Source organism: Empedobacter sedimenti, assembly GCF_030005555.1.
Taxonomy (GTDB): domain Bacteria; phylum Bacteroidota; class Bacteroidia; order Flavobacteriales; family Weeksellaceae; genus Empedobacter; species Empedobacter sedimenti.
Map to the genome: position 1 here is coordinate 145,681 of NZ_JASCQG010000007.1, position 17,346 is coordinate 163,026.

At 31.2% G+C, this 17,346-nt stretch carries 17 protein-coding genes; 9 read left to right on the forward strand and 8 right to left on the reverse strand.

Going from position 1 to position 17,346, the window contains the following annotated elements; genetic code table 11:
* Positions 1-85: 85 nt before the first annotated feature.
* Both QHG34_RS08550 and QHG34_RS08555 read right to left on the reverse strand, forming a co-directional pair.
* Positions 86-511 carry an Hsp20/alpha crystallin family protein gene (locus QHG34_RS08550; protein WP_282629760.1) on the reverse strand — a complete coding sequence of 142 codons (426 nt, stop codon included), beginning with the start codon at positions 509-511 and terminating at the stop codon, positions 86-88.
* Positions 512-712: 201 nt separating this feature from the next.
* Positions 713-1,504: a S1/P1 nuclease gene (locus QHG34_RS08555; RefSeq protein ID WP_282629761.1), complete on the reverse strand. Its 792-nt coding sequence runs from the start codon at positions 1,502-1,504 to the stop codon at positions 713-715.
* Positions 1,505-1,761: 257 nt separating this feature from the next.
* Here QHG34_RS08555 and QHG34_RS08560 point away from each other — a divergent pair, with 257 nt between their 5' ends.
* From QHG34_RS08560 to QHG34_RS08580, 5 genes are all read left to right on the forward strand, one after another.
* Positions 1,762-2,103: a PadR family transcriptional regulator gene (locus QHG34_RS08560; protein ID WP_282629762.1), complete on the forward strand. Its 342-nt coding sequence runs from the start codon at positions 1,762-1,764 to the stop codon at positions 2,101-2,103.
* The gene (locus QHG34_RS08565; RefSeq protein ID WP_282629763.1) at positions 2,096-3,889 is read left to right on the forward strand and encodes a PspC domain-containing protein; all 1,794 of its coding nucleotides are present in this window, start codon (positions 2,096-2,098) and stop codon (positions 3,887-3,889) included. Before QHG34_RS08560 ends, QHG34_RS08565 begins: the two co-directional genes overlap by 8 nt.
* A gap of 127 nt (positions 3,890-4,016) precedes the next feature.
* Positions 4,017-4,577, forward strand: coding sequence for a 1-acyl-sn-glycerol-3-phosphate acyltransferase (locus tag QHG34_RS08570; protein ID WP_282629764.1), 561 nt, complete (start codon positions 4,017-4,019; stop codon positions 4,575-4,577).
* Between the two features lie 4 nt (positions 4,578-4,581).
* Complete coding sequence (locus tag QHG34_RS08575) at positions 4,582-5,001, forward strand: hotdog fold thioesterase (RefSeq protein ID WP_282629765.1); 420 nt, start codon at positions 4,582-4,584, stop codon at positions 4,999-5,001.
* Positions 4,994-6,013, forward strand: coding sequence for an isochorismate synthase (locus QHG34_RS08580; RefSeq protein WP_282629766.1), 1,020 nt, complete (start codon positions 4,994-4,996; stop codon positions 6,011-6,013). Before QHG34_RS08575 ends, QHG34_RS08580 begins: the two co-directional genes overlap by 8 nt.
* 43 nt (positions 6,014-6,056) lie before the next feature.
* On the opposite strand, the gene QHG34_RS08585 is transcribed toward QHG34_RS08580, so the two are convergent.
* Positions 6,057-6,458: a hypothetical protein gene (locus tag QHG34_RS08585; RefSeq protein ID WP_282629767.1), complete on the reverse strand. Its 402-nt coding sequence runs from the start codon at positions 6,456-6,458 to the stop codon at positions 6,057-6,059.
* A gap of 108 nt (positions 6,459-6,566) precedes the next feature.
* Between QHG34_RS08585 and QHG34_RS08590 the strand changes: the two genes are divergently transcribed.
* Positions 6,567-7,799: a glycosyltransferase gene (locus QHG34_RS08590; RefSeq protein WP_282629768.1), complete on the forward strand. Its 1,233-nt coding sequence runs from the start codon at positions 6,567-6,569 to the stop codon at positions 7,797-7,799.
* Here the strand turns inward: QHG34_RS08590 and QHG34_RS08595 are convergent.
* The 4 genes from QHG34_RS08595 to QHG34_RS08610 all read right to left on the reverse strand — a co-directional run bounded on the left by QHG34_RS08595 (position 7,796) and on the right by QHG34_RS08610 (position 11,365).
* Positions 7,796-8,311 (reverse strand): hypothetical protein, encoded by a 516-nt coding sequence (locus QHG34_RS08595; RefSeq protein WP_282629769.1) that lies wholly within the window; start codon positions 8,309-8,311, stop codon positions 7,796-7,798. The genes QHG34_RS08590 and QHG34_RS08595 overlap by 4 nt on opposite strands.
* A 78-nt stretch (positions 8,312-8,389) precedes the next feature.
* Complete coding sequence (locus QHG34_RS08600) at positions 8,390-9,829, reverse strand: MBL fold metallo-hydrolase (protein ID WP_282629770.1); 1,440 nt, start codon at positions 9,827-9,829, stop codon at positions 8,390-8,392.
* Between the two features lie 138 nt (positions 9,830-9,967).
* A complete protein-coding gene (locus QHG34_RS08605) occupies positions 9,968-10,555 on the reverse strand; it encodes a methyltransferase domain-containing protein (protein ID WP_282629771.1) in 588 nt (195 codons plus the stop codon).
* A gap of 3 nt (positions 10,556-10,558) precedes the next feature.
* Positions 10,559-11,365 (reverse strand): sulfite exporter TauE/SafE family protein, encoded by an 807-nt coding sequence (locus tag QHG34_RS08610; RefSeq protein WP_282629772.1) that lies wholly within the window; start codon positions 11,363-11,365, stop codon positions 10,559-10,561.
* 218 nt (positions 11,366-11,583) lie between these two features.
* On the opposite strand from QHG34_RS08610, the gene QHG34_RS08615 reads away from it, so the two are divergent.
* A complete protein-coding gene (locus QHG34_RS08615; protein ID WP_282629773.1) occupies positions 11,584-12,903 on the forward strand; it encodes a M16 family metallopeptidase in 1,320 nt (439 codons plus the stop codon).
* 12 nt (positions 12,904-12,915) lie between these two features.
* Positions 12,916-14,958, forward strand: coding sequence for an insulinase family protein (locus QHG34_RS08620; protein ID WP_282629774.1), 2,043 nt, complete (start codon positions 12,916-12,918; stop codon positions 14,956-14,958).
* Positions 14,959-15,023: 65 nt separating this feature from the next.
* On the opposite strand, the gene QHG34_RS08625 is transcribed toward QHG34_RS08620, so the two are convergent.
* Positions 15,024-15,794 carry a M48 family metallopeptidase gene (locus QHG34_RS08625; RefSeq protein WP_282629775.1) on the reverse strand — a complete coding sequence of 257 codons (771 nt, stop codon included), beginning with the start codon at positions 15,792-15,794 and terminating at the stop codon, positions 15,024-15,026.
* 99 nt (positions 15,795-15,893) lie between these two features.
* Here QHG34_RS08625 and QHG34_RS08630 point away from each other — a divergent pair, with 99 nt between their 5' ends.
* Entirely contained in the window at positions 15,894-16,727 is an 834-nt protein-coding gene (locus tag QHG34_RS08630) for a 1,4-dihydroxy-2-naphthoyl-CoA synthase (protein WP_114999699.1), read from the forward strand.
* Positions 16,728-17,346: the final 619 nt, after the last annotated feature.

Genomic DNA, 17,346 nt, shown 5'->3' on the forward strand with positions numbered 1-17,346 from the left:
TTGTTTGTTGTTTAATTAATATCTATAAAAAAATCCATAGTACAATCGCACTATGGATTTAAATTCAACCAACCTAACTATATATCTACGCTATGATAATATTTCTTTTTTCTTTTGGTAAAGCTTCTTCTTTTTTAGGTAAAATAAACTTTAGAATACCATTTTCATAAGTAGCTTCTATTTTTTCATCATCAATTGTTTCTGGTAATGTAAAAGCTCTCTTGAAATTTGTAAAATCAAACTCACGTCTTGAGTATTTTTCATCTTTTACTTCTTCATTCTTTTTTAATTCTGAAGAAACTTTCAATACATTTTCATCAATTTCGATGATAAAGTCCTCTTTAGTTAATCCAGGAACTGCTAATAATATTTCAAAATTAGTTTCACTTTCTTTAATATTTACTGCAGGAAATTGCTTTTGAGAATTGACGTGTGCTTCAAATTTTGGACGCATAACAGCATCAAATCCGAATGGTAAAAATTGATTTCTATTGTTTCTTAATGTATTCATGTCTTGTTTATTTTTTTGAATGATTTGTTTCAATATTTATATCTACTCTTTTTCAAATTATGTGCAATTTAATACAACAAGACAAAATGACTTGTTTTTAAATCGTTTTAATGTCAAAATGGCGTTAATTTATATTTTTTAAGACAAAAAAATCCCGAATCAATGACTCGGGATTTATATTATATAAGAATTTTGTCTAAACTATTTGTAAATATCATTTAAAACTTGGGCTAAACGTAATCCACCTTTTAGCATTTGATCTTCAACAATATATTTATTATCAAAATGGTAACGGTAACCTAATTTATCGTCCATTTTTACGTTAGAATAAATTTTGTTTGCAATGATATAAGATCCATAAATCCAATCCTTGAAAGTTCCTTCTTGCATTGCTTTACGTTCTTTTTTTGTTTTAATATTCAATAAATTTGAGTATTCTGTGTACGAATAGTTTTCGTAATCTACCAATTTAGAATCCCAAACGGTATGAATATTTACTTTATCACGAAACCATTCTACTTTAATTCTATTTCCTCCTAAATCATCAGGACGACCAACATGCAAAGGTTGGTGAGCATCACCGATAATGTGAATTAAGAAATATAAATAATGTTGTTTTTGCTCTAAAGTTAAGTTTTTGTTGTTTTTTAATTCATTGATTAAAAACAAACCTTTTTTGTACATATTATCTTCACCAGTTGCATCTAAAGCAACATCAAATTCTTGGCGATTAAGATCACCAGGAATGTTAACATAGTGGTAAGAATCTGCATGTTTCCATGTGTCATCCGATTTTATGAAATCTGGCCAGTTTGCCCAATAAGCCAAACGTTGTTTACCAATAATCTTAGAAATTTCTCTTTTGGTTTTATTGCTAATATTTTGATCTGCAACTTCAGCAACTACTCTGTGTCCTGTTAATCCCCAAGCTAATGCATTGCTTGAGCTTAGGAAAGCTCCTAAAAGTAATGCACTTCCAATTAATTTTTTCATTGTGTGAGTACGAATTTTGGCAAAGATACTAAAAAGTTAATCAACTCTTTTGGGTGATTTTTTACATCCTTTTTATGAAAATGTTGTTTTAATCATTAAAGTTTTAATTTTTTTTAAACTTTTTTTGTCACTACAATCACCGATAAACAGACCGTTTGTTGTGTAAATTAAATATAATACTAAAAATAATTCAGTACTTTGTTTTGCATAATACTAAAACTTTTATATATATTTGTATAACAAAATAAGTCGTTCTTATGAATATAGAGAAAACAAAAGTACAGATGCGCAAAGGTGTATTGGAATATTGTATTCTCAGTATTATTAAAAGAGGAGATGCATACGCATCAGATATCATAGACGAATTGAAAAAAGCTGAGATGATTGTTGTAGAAGGAACATTGTATCCGCTTTTGACAAGATTAAAAAATGATGACCTTTTGCAATATCGCTGGGAAGAGTCAACATCAGGACCGCCGCGTAAATATTATGCACTTACCGAAACTGGTGAGGAATTTTTAAAAGAATTAGCAGAAACTTGGGAACAGTTGATAGAAGCTGTGAATAAAGTAACCAAAGAAACGATTAACCATGGATAAAACAGTATCAATAAGTATAGGAGGATTTTCTTTCGTTTTAGACGAAATCGCCTATAATAAGTTAAAAACCTATTTACAAGATGTAAAGACTTCTTTAAGAGGAACTGAAGGTATAGAGGATATTATTGAAGATGTAGAAATCCGTATTGCAGAGTTATTTCGTGATCGTTTAAAATTTAGAGAAGTTGTAAACGAGGATGATATCAATTTTGTAATCGCTACAATGGGACATCCAGATCAATATAAAGTTGAAGATGAAGATGGTGATACAACATCATCAAGTACTCATTCTACATACACAAATCAGCAGTCGTACGGTGGACAACAAACAGGAGCTAAGCGTTTGTTTCGCGATCCGGATGATACAATTATAACAGGATTATCTTCTGGTTTGGCGCATTATATGGGTGTAGATCCTTGGTTTGTACGTTCTATTTGGTTGGTTCTTGCTATTTTAGGAATTTTTACTGCAGGTGTTTCATTGTTATTGGTTTTGTTCTGCTACTTTATTCTGTTAATTTTTGTTCCAAAGGCAAAAACAACTTCAGAAAAGTTACAGATGTTTGGTCAACCTGCAAATATTGATACCTTAAAAAAAAACGTAGAGCAAGCGAGTGAAGCTGTAGTAAGCGGAAGTAAAGAATTAAGCAATAAGCTTGGAGGTGTTTTCGGCGTATTTGGTAAATTATTACTTTGGTTTGTAGGATTTATCATTCTAAGTTCGGGAATTGGATTAATCATAGGAGGTTTCTTCTTCTTCTTTACAACTTGGACAGAAATGCCAACAGAACTATTCGGTTATCTTGTAGAAGAAGAATGGATGAGTGCAGCATCAAAAGTTATAGGTGGAATTTTGATGGTAATTCCAGGAGTTTTATTGACAATTTTAGGCGTAAAATGTTTCTGGAATAACGTAAAAGTAAGTAAAGCTGTTATTTTTGGTTCAATCGCAATTTGGTTTATCGCATTATTCGCAATCATCGGGATTTCTGCTAGTACAGCAAGTAAATTCAGAAACTCTGTTGAAATGACTCAAGAAAAAGATTATTCAATTCAATCAGATACAATTCAAGTTTATTTTAGAGAAAACAATGAAGGAAACTTAAAATTCAAAACATTTAACGATTTAGATCAATTAATTGATGCAGATGGAAGTTTAATTATCCCAATTGATGATGTTTTTGAGATTGAAGAAAGTACTGATGATAAATTGCATGTTCAGGTAACATATTCTTCAAAAGGAGGAAGTAAAGAAGAGGCAAAACATAATCTTGAATCTATAAAATATAAATATGAACTTGATGGAAATAAGCTTTATTTAGACGAATTTATTAAGATTCCGAAAAATGGAAAATTCAGAAATCAAACAGTTGATATCAAATTATATGTTCCTAAGAATAAATTAATTCACACGAACAATACTGATCGAATGACAATTATTAACAATGATAATGATCGCGATTATTTATATGATTTGAAGAATAAATATATTGGATATAATGGAAAAAAATTCGTATGTTTGAATTGTCAAAAGGATGAAGAATCTGATGACGAGAACTACGATTCTGAAAACGTTAATATCAATGTAAATGACGGAAACGATTCTGCGAAAGTTATTATCGATAAAAATGGATTTAGAGTAACAACAAATGATGGAAAAACTGCAGGTGTCGGATTTGTAGAGAAACCATCTAAAACTGAAAATAAAAATAACCAACAAATACACTATAAGGATGATACAGATTCTATTAACATTAACTACAGAAATCATTCAAACAATCGTTGATTTCTTTGCTTAGAAAAATGAAGTAATTTAATAACAATACAGCCAAAAGACATTCTCTTGTAGAATGTCTTTTGTTGTTTTAAGTATAATGCATGATATATTTTAATCAAATATTTATATTTGCTAAATGAAGAAATTTTTAGGTAAATTATTATATTCCTTAGGTGGTTGGAAATTAGATAATCATTTAGATCTTACAAAAGTTGACAAATGTATATTGGTTTGTGCCCCACATACTTCTAATTGGGATTTTTATTACACGATTCTTGCTTTTTGGCAAATGGGAATCCCAATGAAAATGTTTATTAAAGATGCTTGGACAAAACCTTGGTACGGCTATTTTATTAAGAAAATGGGAGGAATAGGAATTGATCGTTCTCAACGTCATAATATGGTTGATTTTGCAAGCGATTTATTGAAAAATTCGGACAAACTATACTTAATCAATACGCCAGAAGGAACTCGTTCGCGTGCAGAAAAATGGAAGAACGGATTTTTCTATATTGCACAAAAAGCAGATGTCCCGATTGTTTTGGCATATTGTGATTTTAAGAAAAAAAGAGCTGGAATTTCTAAAGTAGTCAACACAGAAAATAGAAGTTTAGATGAAGTAATGGATGAAATAGAAGATTTCTATAAAAACGTTACAGCTAAACATCCAGAATTATATAACCCAAAAATTCATTAAAAAAATGATTGATAAAGATATTTTAGAAAAGTTTCAAGCTATGTCAAAAAATACATTGTTAGAGACTTTAGATATAGAGTTTACAGAAGTTGGTGAAGATTTTTTAGCTGGTAAAATGCCCGTGACGTCTAAAGTTCATCAGCCATTTGGCTTATTGCATGGTGGCGCTTCTATTGTATTAGCAGAAACATTAGGTAGTACGTTGTCAAATATTATTTTGAAGTCGGACGATTTTGTAGCCGTTGGTCAACATGTTGATGCAAATCATCTGCGCCCAAAGAAGGACGGAACAGTATTTGGATACGCAACGGTTGTAAAAAAAGGTCGTACTTCTCATTTGATAAAAATAGAAATCAAAGACGAAGAAGGTCGATTAATTTGTTACACACATTTAACAAACGCAATTATTCCGAAACATGCATAATATATTTCAAGCAAAACTTGAAAGATTAATTCAAAACCAAAAGCCTTTTATTCTTTTTCGTAAACCAAATTCTGAAATGATAGAATTATGGGAAAATAAAGAAATAAAAACTCATCAAAAGTTTAGTTGTACAAGTTTTGATAATTCAACTTTTATTGAGTTTAATGATGATGAGGTTGCAGAAATTGAAGTCGAAAATTTACCATCATTTGAAGTTAATTTACCTAAATCTATTCAGAATGAATCGATTTCTTATGATGATTATATTCATTTGATTCAGAAAACAGTTGCAGAATTACAAAGCGATTCGTTGACTAAAAAAATTGTGATTAGTCGTATAAAAGAGCTTGAAAATAAAAACGTTAATTTATCCGAAACGTTCAAAAATTTACATCAGCATTATCCAAATGCGTATGTTTATTTACGTTACGATGTTGTTGATGGTTGTTGGATTGGCGCTTCGCCGGAGTTATTATTGAAAGAGAATAATCAAGTGATAGAAACGGTTTCTTTGGCAGGAACAAAAGCAAAAGAGGACGAATGGACAGAAAAAGAATATCATGAACAACAAGTTGTCACTGATTATATTAAATCAACTCTAGAAAAATATACAACTTATGTAGATGTTGATGGTCCGTTTTCTGTTAACGCTGGTTATTTTGAACACTTAAAATCGTTTATTTCAGCGCAGATTAAAGATAAATCTCTATTAACGGATTTAGTGAAGGATTTACATCCAACACCAGCAGTAGGTGGAATGCCAAAAGACTTAGCCAAAGATTTTATTATCAAGAATGAAGGATATAATCGTTCATTTTATGCTGGATTTATGGGCTACACGAAAGAAAATGAAGCTGAGTATTTTGTGAATCTTCGTTGTGCTAAAATCTATTCGAACAAAGTGAAATTGTATGTAGGCGGAGGAATTATGCCAGATTCTGTACCAGAAAAAGAATGGCAAGAAACCGAAATGAAATCAAAAACTATAGGAGAGTTATTAGTAGATAAATAAAAGAGAAGTATTATACTTCTCTTTTATTATAATATGATTTTATTTAAACAATTTTTTTCTCAATCATTTCTAACATTACGTCAGAAGCGTGTTTAAAAGTTGGCGCTTGTTCAGTTAAACTTGCTGCATTTTTTTTGTTTACTTTAAAAATTAAATCTTTTTCAGTTGTAAATAATAAAGCGTTTGTAAATGGGTTTTTGATGTAAGAACTTAAGATCAAAAATGTTTGTTCAACGCTATGAGTTTGTTCTACTTCTTCAGTTTTGTAGCGAAAAATGAAAGAAAAATTGTATTCATTATTTTCTTGAAGATTAAGACGAACAAAAATATTTTTAAGGTCAGTGTCACCAATCGTTTTGGCCATTGTAAGTTTCGCAAAAGTTCCTTCTTTGATACTTAATTTTACTTGTTCGAAAAAATCTTCAAAAACTGATTGATAAGTCATTTTTTATATTATTTGAACTGCAAATTTACGTTAAACAGATGATTTTCGCTTATGTTTTCGCAAATTAAATGTTCTTTGAATTAAAGATAGAAAGTTTAATTTTGTGTTATGAAAAAACTTTTAATCATCGGTCAAGTTTGGCCAGAACCAACTTCTTCTGCAGCAGGAACTCGAATGATTCAATTAATTGATTGTTTCAAAAAAGCTGAATTTGAGATTACTTTTGCATGCGCAGCTTCAAAATCTGATTTTAGTTTTGATTTGATTTCAAAAAATGTAAAAGAAGTTGAGATAAAGTTGAATGATGAAAGTTTTAATGATTTTGTCCAAGAATTGAATCCAGAAATTGTTTTATTTGATCGGTTTATGATCGAAGAACAATATGGTTGGCGTGTGTCGAAAGAATGTCCAAATGCACTGAAAATTTTGGATACTGAAGATTTACATTTCCTAAGAAATGCACGACAAGAAGCTAATAAAAAGGGAGTTGAATTTACGGATGATTTATTGTTTTCAGATTTAGCAAAACGAGAAATAGCATCAATTTTACGTTGTGATTTATCATTGATGATTTCGAAAAAAGAGATCGAAATTTTACAAGAACAGTTTAAAATTGAGGAAAGAATCTTGTATTATTTACCTTTTTTAGAAGATGAAATTTCAGGTGAAAAAATTAATTCTTGGAAAAATTTTGAAGATCGAGCACATTTTATGTTTATCGGAAATTTTATCCACGAACCTAATTTTAATTGTGTACAAACACTAAAAAAAGAAATTTGGCCAATTTTAAGAAAAAAACTTCCGAAAGCAGAATTGCATATTTATGGTGCTTATGCTACGCAAAAAGTTTTACAATTAAATAATCCGAAAGAACGATTTTTGATAAAAGGACGCGCTGAAATTGCACAAGTTACGATGTCAAATTATAAAGTTCTGTTGGCTCCAATAAATTTTGGTGCAGGTGTAAAAGGTAAATTTGTTGATGCAATGCAAACAGGAACTCCGTTGGTTACAACAACGGTTGGTGCAGAAGCAATGCAAGATAATTTTGATTGGAATGGTTTTGTTGAAGACGATTTTACACGTTTCTCGGAAAAAGCAGAATTGCTTTACAATAATGAGAAAGAATGGGAAATTGCGCAGCAAAATGGAATCAAAATCTTGAATGAAAATTACAATAAAAATAACTTTGAAGATGATTTTTTGGAAAGAATAAAATCAATTGAAGAAAATATAATTCAACATCGAAATCAAAATTTTATTGGTCAAATTTTGCAACATCATACTAACCAAAGTACAAAATATATGTCACTTTGGATTGAAGCAAAAAATAAAAATTAATGTTCGATCTTGAAGCTATTAACCACTTTAACGAAATCACTTTTCATAACTTCTCGATCATCATAACTACAATATTGTAAGATTTGGTAGATAAATTCTTTTGTTTCAATAATTGTTTGTAGAAAATATATTCGTCCAGCATCAGGATCATTTGTCTCAAATTCCGCATACGCATAATTAAATCCTTGTTCGTACGCAATATATGGCTGCTTGATGTATCGAAACCCTTTTTGCTCGGTATAAGGTTCAATCGAATTTAAAGTATAATCGATCATATCAAGATTAGAATCGGCTAATTTTAGTTCATCCTTATGTTCAAAAATCAAAAAACCATATGAATTTGGTTTAGGTAATTTACTTTTGAACTGAATTGTAGCATAATCATTCAATCCTATTGTTCGTTGAAAATCCTCAGGTACAGTAAGCGTAAATGATTCAGCACCAAAAAGTTTATGTTGCGAAAAAGAACAAATACTGGTAAGAAGAGATGCAGTGATAAACAATTTTTTCATGGAATGATTTTAAATAACGAAGATAAAAAAAGCCTTGAGATCCTCAAGGCTATAACGTTATTATTTCGTATAAATTGTTTATTTCGTTGAACAAGAATCATTTCCTAATTGACAAGGTGAAATACCTTCTACAATTTTAACGCCTTCTACGTCTTTTATCTTTCCGAAACCTCCCGCAACATCAATTAAATTTTCGAATCCGCGAGCGCGTAAAATAGAAGTGAAAATCATCGAACGATAACCTCCTGCACAATGTACAAGATAAGTTTCTTCTTGATCGATCAATTTCATTGATTCGTTGATAAAATCTAAAGGAGCTGTAATTGCACCTTCAACATGAGAAGTTTCGTATTCACCTGGTTTACGAACATCTAAAACTTTTAATTCTGTTTCATCAACTAATTCTACAAATTCTTCTGGTGATACAGAAACTATTTCGTCAAAGTCTTTTTCTGCATCAATCCAAGCTTGGAAACCATTTTTTAAATAACCAACAACATTATCATATCCAACACGAGCTAAACGTATTACAGCTTCGTCTTCTGTATTTGGTTCAGCGATTAATAAAATTGGTTGTTTAATGTCGGTAATCAAAGTACCAACCCAAGGAGCAAAATTACCTTTGATTCCGATACTAATTGAATTTGGAATAAATCCTGCTGCAAAAGTTTGCGGATCACGAACATCTAAAAGTAATGCTCCAGTTTCTTCAGCAACTTGTACAAATTCGTCAGGTGATAAAGCTCTGTTAGCACGTTCTTTAATCACGTCTAATGATTCTACACCCATTTTATTCATCATGACATTTTCAGGGAAATAGAATGGTGGAGGTGTTAATCCTGAAGTTAATTCTTTGATAAATTCTTCCTTCGTCATAGATGGATTAAGTGCATAATTGACTTCTTTTTGGTGACCAAGTGTATCAAAAGTTTCTTTACTCATGTTTTTACCACATGCAGAACCTGCTCCATGCGCTGGATATACAATAATATCATCAGCCAAAGGCATAATTTTGTTGCGTAAAGAGTCAAACATATGACCAGCTAAAATCTCTTGTGTTAGATCAGAATTTAATTTTTGAGCTAAATCCGGACGACCAACATCACCAATAAATAAAGTATCACCAGAGAAAATAGCAACATCTTTACCGTTTTCATCTTTCAAAAGATAAGTTGTACTTTCCATTGTATGACCTGGTGTATGTAAAGCAGTGATTGTGACATTTCCTAAAGCGAAAACTTCACCATCTGTTGCTACATGTGTGTCAAAGTTTGGCTCAGCAGTTGGTCCGTAAACAATTGTTGCTCCAGTTTTTTCTGCTAAATCTACATGTCCAGAAACGAAATCTGCATGGAAATGCGTTTCGAAAATGTATTTGATTTTCGCATTGTCTTTAGTTGCTTGATCTACATAAGATTGTGTCTCTCTAAGAGGATCAATAATTGCAACTTCGCCATTACTTTCTATATAATATGCACCTTGCGCTAAACAGCCAGTGTAAATTTGTTCGATTTTCATAAAAATGAATTTAGGGTGTAAAAATACTAATAATTAAATTTAGAATTTTCCGTAAACGGATGAATTCTGATACTTTTCGTCTATTTAAACTCAAATAAGATTGATAGTTAACGGAAAAATCATGAATGAAATCATAGGTTATTTATCTGCCTTTTTTAAGTTTATAAACAATTCGCTTCCTGCGCGCGGTGGAATAGAATTGTAACAATCTTCCATTGTCTTAAAATCAAAATAATCTCTGAAATATGTTTCATACTCCGTTTTATTGCCACCAAATGGCGGTTCTGTATTACCAAAATCTCGGTTAAACAAAACGCCAACTAATTTTCCGTCTTTGGCTAATATTTGATTCATTTTGATACTGTATTTCTGACGCAATTTCGGATCCAAGGCGCAGAAAAAAGTTTGTTCTAAAATCAAATCAAATTGTTCGTCAAATTCGAAAAAATCTTGGTGAATGACTCTTATATGTGGATTATTCTTAAATTTTTCTTTAATTACTTCAACAACAACCTCCGAAATATCAATTAATGTAATATTTGTAAAACCTTTTTCCAAAAGATATTCAGCTTCGTAAGCATTACCACAACCAGGAATTAGGATTTTAATATCTTTATTCTCAATCTGATCAATATATTCTTTTAATGGAGTAGAAGGAGATTTTAAATCCCAACCAGTTTCGTTGTTATTGTATTTATTGTTCCAAAAAGTTTCGTTGATTTCCATAAGTTATTGTATTATAAATTCTTCTATAAACATGAAGATTGCCATTAAGATGATGAAAATAGCAAAGGTTTTCTTTAGGAATTGAACAGGTAAGAATTTATTGATGTATGTTCCGACTAAAATTCCGACCATTGATATTCCGATAAAAATACTCAAGAAATTCCAGTCAATATGTATATGCAAAGCATCACCTATAAAAAAACCAATTAAAGAGTTGATTGCAATGATAACCAAAGATGTAGCAGAAGCTTTTTTCATGTCTAATTTTGCAACCATCATCAGTGCAGGTACAATAAGAAAACCTCCGCCAGCACCAACCATTCCTGTTAATCCTCCGATTAAAAATCCTTGTATAATAAGTACAGGATTGAAATTTCCCTGATTTGGTGTGTCAATTTCTTGTTCTTTCTTACCTTTTAACATAGAGATTGCAGCAAATATCATTAGAATTGAAAATAATCCGAACATTGCCATTCTACGCGTTACAATAAAGTCTCCGATTGAAAATAAATTACTTGGTAAAGCTGGTATTAAAAAAGCACGAACCATTGTAATACCAATAACAGCTGGTAATCCAAATTGGTACACAACTTTCCAATCCACCATTTTTTTTGTGGCTTGTTTTATTCCTCCAATTAATCCTGTTGAACCAACGATACAAAGCGAGTAGGCTGTAGCTATTTTTTCATCAAAATGAAAAATATAAGCAAGGATAGGTACGGCAAGAATAGAACCTCCGCCTCCTAATACGCCCATAATTAATCCTATGAAAAAAGCACCTACAAAACCAAAAAACTCGATAAAACCCATCTTATTCTCAATTTTCACAAATCTATATTAAAAACGAAAGAATTTCCTATTGGATTGTTTACAAAAAAAACTGTAACTTAAAGGAAACTTCTACTTAATCAATAGACATATAATTTTTTAAACTTTATTAAATTTATGTTACAAATTTCGTGTAACATTTTTTATCTTTCTGCTACTAATGTTACATACTAAAATAGTTAACTATTAAAAAAATATAAATGAAGAAACTTTTTATGTCTATCTTATTTGCCGGATCAGCGCTATTTGGTCAGCAAATAAAGTTTGATGAGTATACTTTACCAAACGGATTACACGTAATCCTTCATCAAGATAATTCTGCTCCAGTTATTACAACAGGTGTAATGTATCATGTAGGATCTAAGGATGAGCAAGTAGGAAAAACTGGATTTGCTCACTTTTTTGAACATTTATTGTTTGAAGGAACAGAAAATATTAAACGTGGTGAATGGTTCAAGATTGTTTCATCTCACGGAGGTTCAAATAATGCAAATACAACAACGGACAGAACGTATTATTACGAAACATTTCCATCAAATAACTTAGAATTAGGATTATGGATGGAATCTGATCGTTTACGCCAACCTGTAATTAATCAAATTGGTGTAGATACACAAAAAGAAGTTGTAAAAGAAGAAAAACGTTCTCGTTTAGATAATCAACCTTATGGTAGATTTTCTTACGGAGAAGCTGTAAATCCTCATATTTTTAAGAAAAGTGGTTATCGTTGGTCGGTTATTGGATCTTTTGAAGATTTAAGTAATGCTAAATTAGACGATTTCAAACATTTTAGTCAAACATATTATGTGCCAAATAATGCAGTATTAGTTATTGCAGGTGATTTTAAGAAAGACGAAGCAAAAAAATTAGTTGAGAAATATTTTGGAGTAATTCCACGTGGAAAAGATGTTGTTAAAACGGTAATCAAAGAAGATCCTATTACAACTGAAGTTCGTGCAACAGAATATGATTCTAATATTCAAATCCCATTATTAGCAATTAATTATCGTACTTCTGATAATAAATCGAAAGATGCTTATGCTTTAGAAATGTTATCAAATTACTTAACTGGAGGGAAATCATCAGTTTTGTACAAAAAATATGTAGATCAAAAGAAAGAAGCTTTACAGATTTTTGCTTTTAATCGTCAGATGGAAGATTACGGAATTTATACAATCGGAATTTTACCACAAGGAGAAGTTCCTTTAAATAAATTAGAAAACGACATACAATTAGATATAGAAAAGGTACAAAAAGATTTGATTTCGGAAGAAGATTACCAAAAAGTCTTAAACGGAATTGAAAATAGTTTTGTAGCCTCAAAATCGGGCGTAGAGAATTTAGCGCATGCTTTGGCAGATGCTTATATGTTGGGTGGAGATACAAATTTAATTAACAACGAATTGAAAATTTATCAATCTATCACAAGAGAAGATATCAGAAACGTTGCTAAAAAGTATCTTAACAAAAACCAACGTGTAATTATTAATTATTTACCAGAATCTAAAAAAGCTAAATAAAACGACTAAATTATGAAAACGAAGATATTATCTCTTGCAATAGCATTTATGGCGGTTAGCTTAAATGCACAAGTTAAAATTCCTATGCCAAAACAAGGACCAGCGCCTACAGTTAATTTAGGAAAACCAAACGAATTCAAATTAAAAAATGGATTGACAGTAATCGTAGTAGAAAACCATAAATTACCTCGCGTTTCAGCTACGTTAACAATAGATAACCCACCTTTCGCTTTAGGTGCTAAAAAAGGAGCAGAATCTTTATTAAGCCAAATGTTGGGAACTGGGACGACAACTAAATCTAAAGATGATTTTAACAAACGTATCGAATTTTTAGGTGCTCGTGTAAACTTTTGGGAAGAAGGAGCTTCTGCAAGTTCATTAACTAAATATTTTAACGAAATTTTTGGTTACATGGCTGATGGAGCAATGAATCCTAACTTTACTGAAAGCGAATTTGCAGATGTTAAAAAACGTTATATCGAAGGTTTAAAATCAAACGAAAAATCTGTAGAAGGAGCAGCTTCACGCGTTTCTAGTATCTTAACTTACGGAAAAGATAATCCTTTTTCTGAGTTTGATACACCAGCGCAAATCGAGAAAATCACATTACAAGATGTAAAAGATTATTATAACGCATATTATAAACCAAACAACGCTTATTTGATTGTTGTTGGTGATATTGCTACAAAAGATGTAAAGGCTTTAGCAGAAAAAAGTTTCAATAATTGGCAAACTGGTAAATTAAATATTCCAGCTTTTCCAAAAGTTACTGAAGTTACTAAAACAGAGTTAAACGCGATTAATATGCCAAATGCAGTACAATCTGTTGTTTCTGTAGCTTATCCTGTTAACTTGACAAAAAAAGATCCTGATTATTATGCTGCTTTAATTGCATCTTCAATTTTAGGAGGAGATTTCAATTCGAAGTTAAATATGAACTTACGCGAAGCGCATGGGTGGACATACGGTGCACGTGGAGGTGTTTCTGACTCTCGTTATATTGGTCGTTTTTCTACGAATGCAACAGTTCGTAATAATGTAACAGATTCTGCTGTTGTAGAAACGATGAAAGAGATCAAAGGAATGACGCTAAATAAGATCGACCAAAAAATGTTGGACGATGTAAAAGCGAAATTCTTAGGAAACTTTATTTTAACACTAGAAAGTCCAACAACAGTTGCAAACCAAGCGTTAACAAAGAAAACGAATCAGTTATCTGATAATTTCTATGCAGATTATATCAAAAATATTAATGCTGTAACAATTGATGATGTATTACGAGTTTCGAAAAAATATTTCCGTCCAGACCAAGCAAAAATTAATGTTACAGGTAAATTAGAGGATATAGCTCCTTCATTAGAAAAATTAGGTTATCCAGTTACTTATTATGATGCTTATGGTAATAAAACAGATAAACCAGTTTCTGGAGCAAAAACGACTAATGTAACAGTAGCACAAATCACCGATAATTATTTCAAAGCGATTGGTGGGGCTGACAAAGTGAAAGCTGTAAAATCGATTGTTCAAAAAGGAAAAATTGAAATGATGGGTATGTCAGGAACTTATACAAAAAAGGATTTAGCTCCAAATAAGTCTGTTACAGTTATGAGCTTAGGTGGAATGAATGTTACACAATCTTTTGATGGTGAGAAAGGATTCTATAATATGGGTCAAAAAATGGATTTACCAGCTGAAGTGACTGCACCTTTAAAGAAAACGAATTCTTTGTTTACACCTTTATCAGAAGGATATAAAACAGCTAAAGTTGAAGGAATCATTTCTGAAAACGGAGTTGACTATTACAAAGTTGTAGCAGCTGATATTTCTCGTACAGATTATTACGATGTAAAAACTGGTTTGTTAATGAAATTTGAGCAAAAAATGAAAACTCCCCAAGGAGAAGTGGTTGCGACGACGATCAACAAAGGATATAAAACTTTTGATGGAATATTGTTACCATCTGAAATGGTTACTGAAACAGGACCTCAATCTATCAAAATTGTTATCGATACAGTAGAATTTAACAAAAATGTTACTGACGCTGATTTTAAATAAAACAATTCTTTTAAATATTTTTCAATAAAAAAGCAACTCTGTAATGGAGTTGCTTTTTTTAGTTATTAAACTAGACTAATTATTTTTTCTTCTACTTTTTTAGCACGTTTCGCACTATCTGGATGACTTGACATTAATTTTTGGGCAGTTGAAGCTTTTCCATCCGATAAACTTCCTAATTTTTTGAATGCAGAAGCTAGTGCAGCAGGATCTTTTCCTAAATCAACCATAAATTTGTAAGCATAGTCATCAGATCCAGATTCTTGACCTTGAGAAAATTGTGCAGAAGTTAATTGTGTTGCAATTTCACCAACTTGAGAGTTTGATAATGTAGCTAAAGAACCATTTGTAGATCCTGCATAATCAGCTAATGATGAGGTGATCAAAGCTTGTTTGTATGCTTTTTTCGTGTGTCCTAATTTTACGTGACCAATTTCGTGACCAATAACGCCTAAAATTTCATCATCCGTCATCAAATCCATTAATCCAGCAAAAACACGCACACTTCCGTCATATGTTGCAAAGGCATTAATATCACTTACCCAATAAACTTTGTAATTGATATCTAATCCATCGTATCCTTTTACTGGAGCAATAATTTTCTCTAAACGCTCTGCGTAAGCACGTTTCGTTTTATCTTTGTCATTAAGTTGACAAACAGGATTGTTTGCATCCATCCAGTCTACAGACTCCTTTGTATAAGTTTTTAATTCATCATCAGAAACTGTAAAAGCTTTTGCACCTTTTACTAATGCGCCAATTTTTCCTTTATTGATTTGAGCAAAACTGTAAGTGACACCTAAACATAAAGTTAGGCTTAATAAAATTTTTTTCATAGTAGGTAAGATTTAATTTTGATTCGACTAAAATAAGAATTATTGTAAGAAAAGCCTTAATTTCGGAAAGTTAAATTTTTAATCAAAAAACAAAATATAATGGCAACAATCAATTGGCAAACGGTAAAGGAGTACGAAGATATCACGTTTAAGAAATGTGATGGAGTTATGCGTATTGCGTTTAATCGTCCTGAAGTTCGTAATGCATTTCGTCCAAAAACTGTTTTCGAATTATTAGATGCTTTTCAATTAGCAGAAGAAGACCGTGAAGTTGGAGTAATTTTATTGACAGGAGAAGGACCTTCTGCAAAAGACGGTGGTTGGGCTTTCTGCTCTGGAGGAGATCAACGCGTTCGTGGTGCAAAAGGTTATGAAGGACAAGATGGTGTTGGACGTTTGAATATTTTAGAAGTTCAGCGTTTGATACGTTTTTCTACTAAGGTTGTTGTAGCTGTGGTAAACGGTTGGGCAGTAGGAGGAGGACATTCTTTGCACGTGGTTTGTGATATGACATTGGCTTCTAAAGAGCACGCAATTTTTAAACAAACGGATGCTGATGTAGCTTCTTTTGATGGTGGTTATGGTTCGGCTTATTTGGCGAAACAAGTTGGTCAGAAACGTGCGCGAGAAATCTTTTTCTTAGGATTGAATTACTCTGCACAAGAGGCTTACGATATGGGAATGGTGAATTTAGTTGTTCCGCATGACGAGTTAGAACAAGTAGCATTTGATTGGGCTCAAGAAATTCTAACAAAATCGCCAACAGCAATTAAAATGTTGAAATATGCATTCAATTTAGTGGACGATGGTTTAGTTGGACAACAAATTTTTGCTGGAGAAACAACACGTTTTGCATATGGTACAGAAGAAGCTGTAGAAGGTCGTAATGCTTTCTTAGAAAAACGTCCAAGAGATTTTTCTAAATTCCGTTAAGAATTTATTCAAAAATATATAGTTTAAAAGCGATGTAAAACATCGCTTTTATTGTATTTAAGAACTATTTAATTATTATTCAAAGCTTTTAAAAGTTCAGCTTTCTTTGAGTTGAAACAAGTATAATTTACAAGATCTTCTGCTGATAAATTTGTAGAACTTATTTTTTGTTTGTCATATCCGATAGATACAAGGTATTTTACAATTTCGGGCTTTTGCTTTACAATTGCATAATAAAGTAAAGTATTTGAGCTAGAATAATCTGGTATCTCTATTTTTTTTAATTGATTTACAGAAACTTTTTTTAGTTCTTCGAGTTCATTGTTTTCTATTAATTTAAGAAGGTATAGATTACTATACTTTAAGTATTCATCATATTTATTTTTGAATAAAATTTCAAATAAAACTTTATAATTAGTGAAATCATCATAATAATTTTCAGTTAGGGCTAAGTTAAATAAGATAAGATTGACATTATCTATCTTTAAATATTTTAAATTAGAAAGATATTGTTCATATAAATCACGATTATTTAGTATTTCTGTAATCTTCCCTAAAAACCGGACCGTTTAAAAATATAGTTTATTAACTTAGGGATAATTATGAAACAGAGCAATTT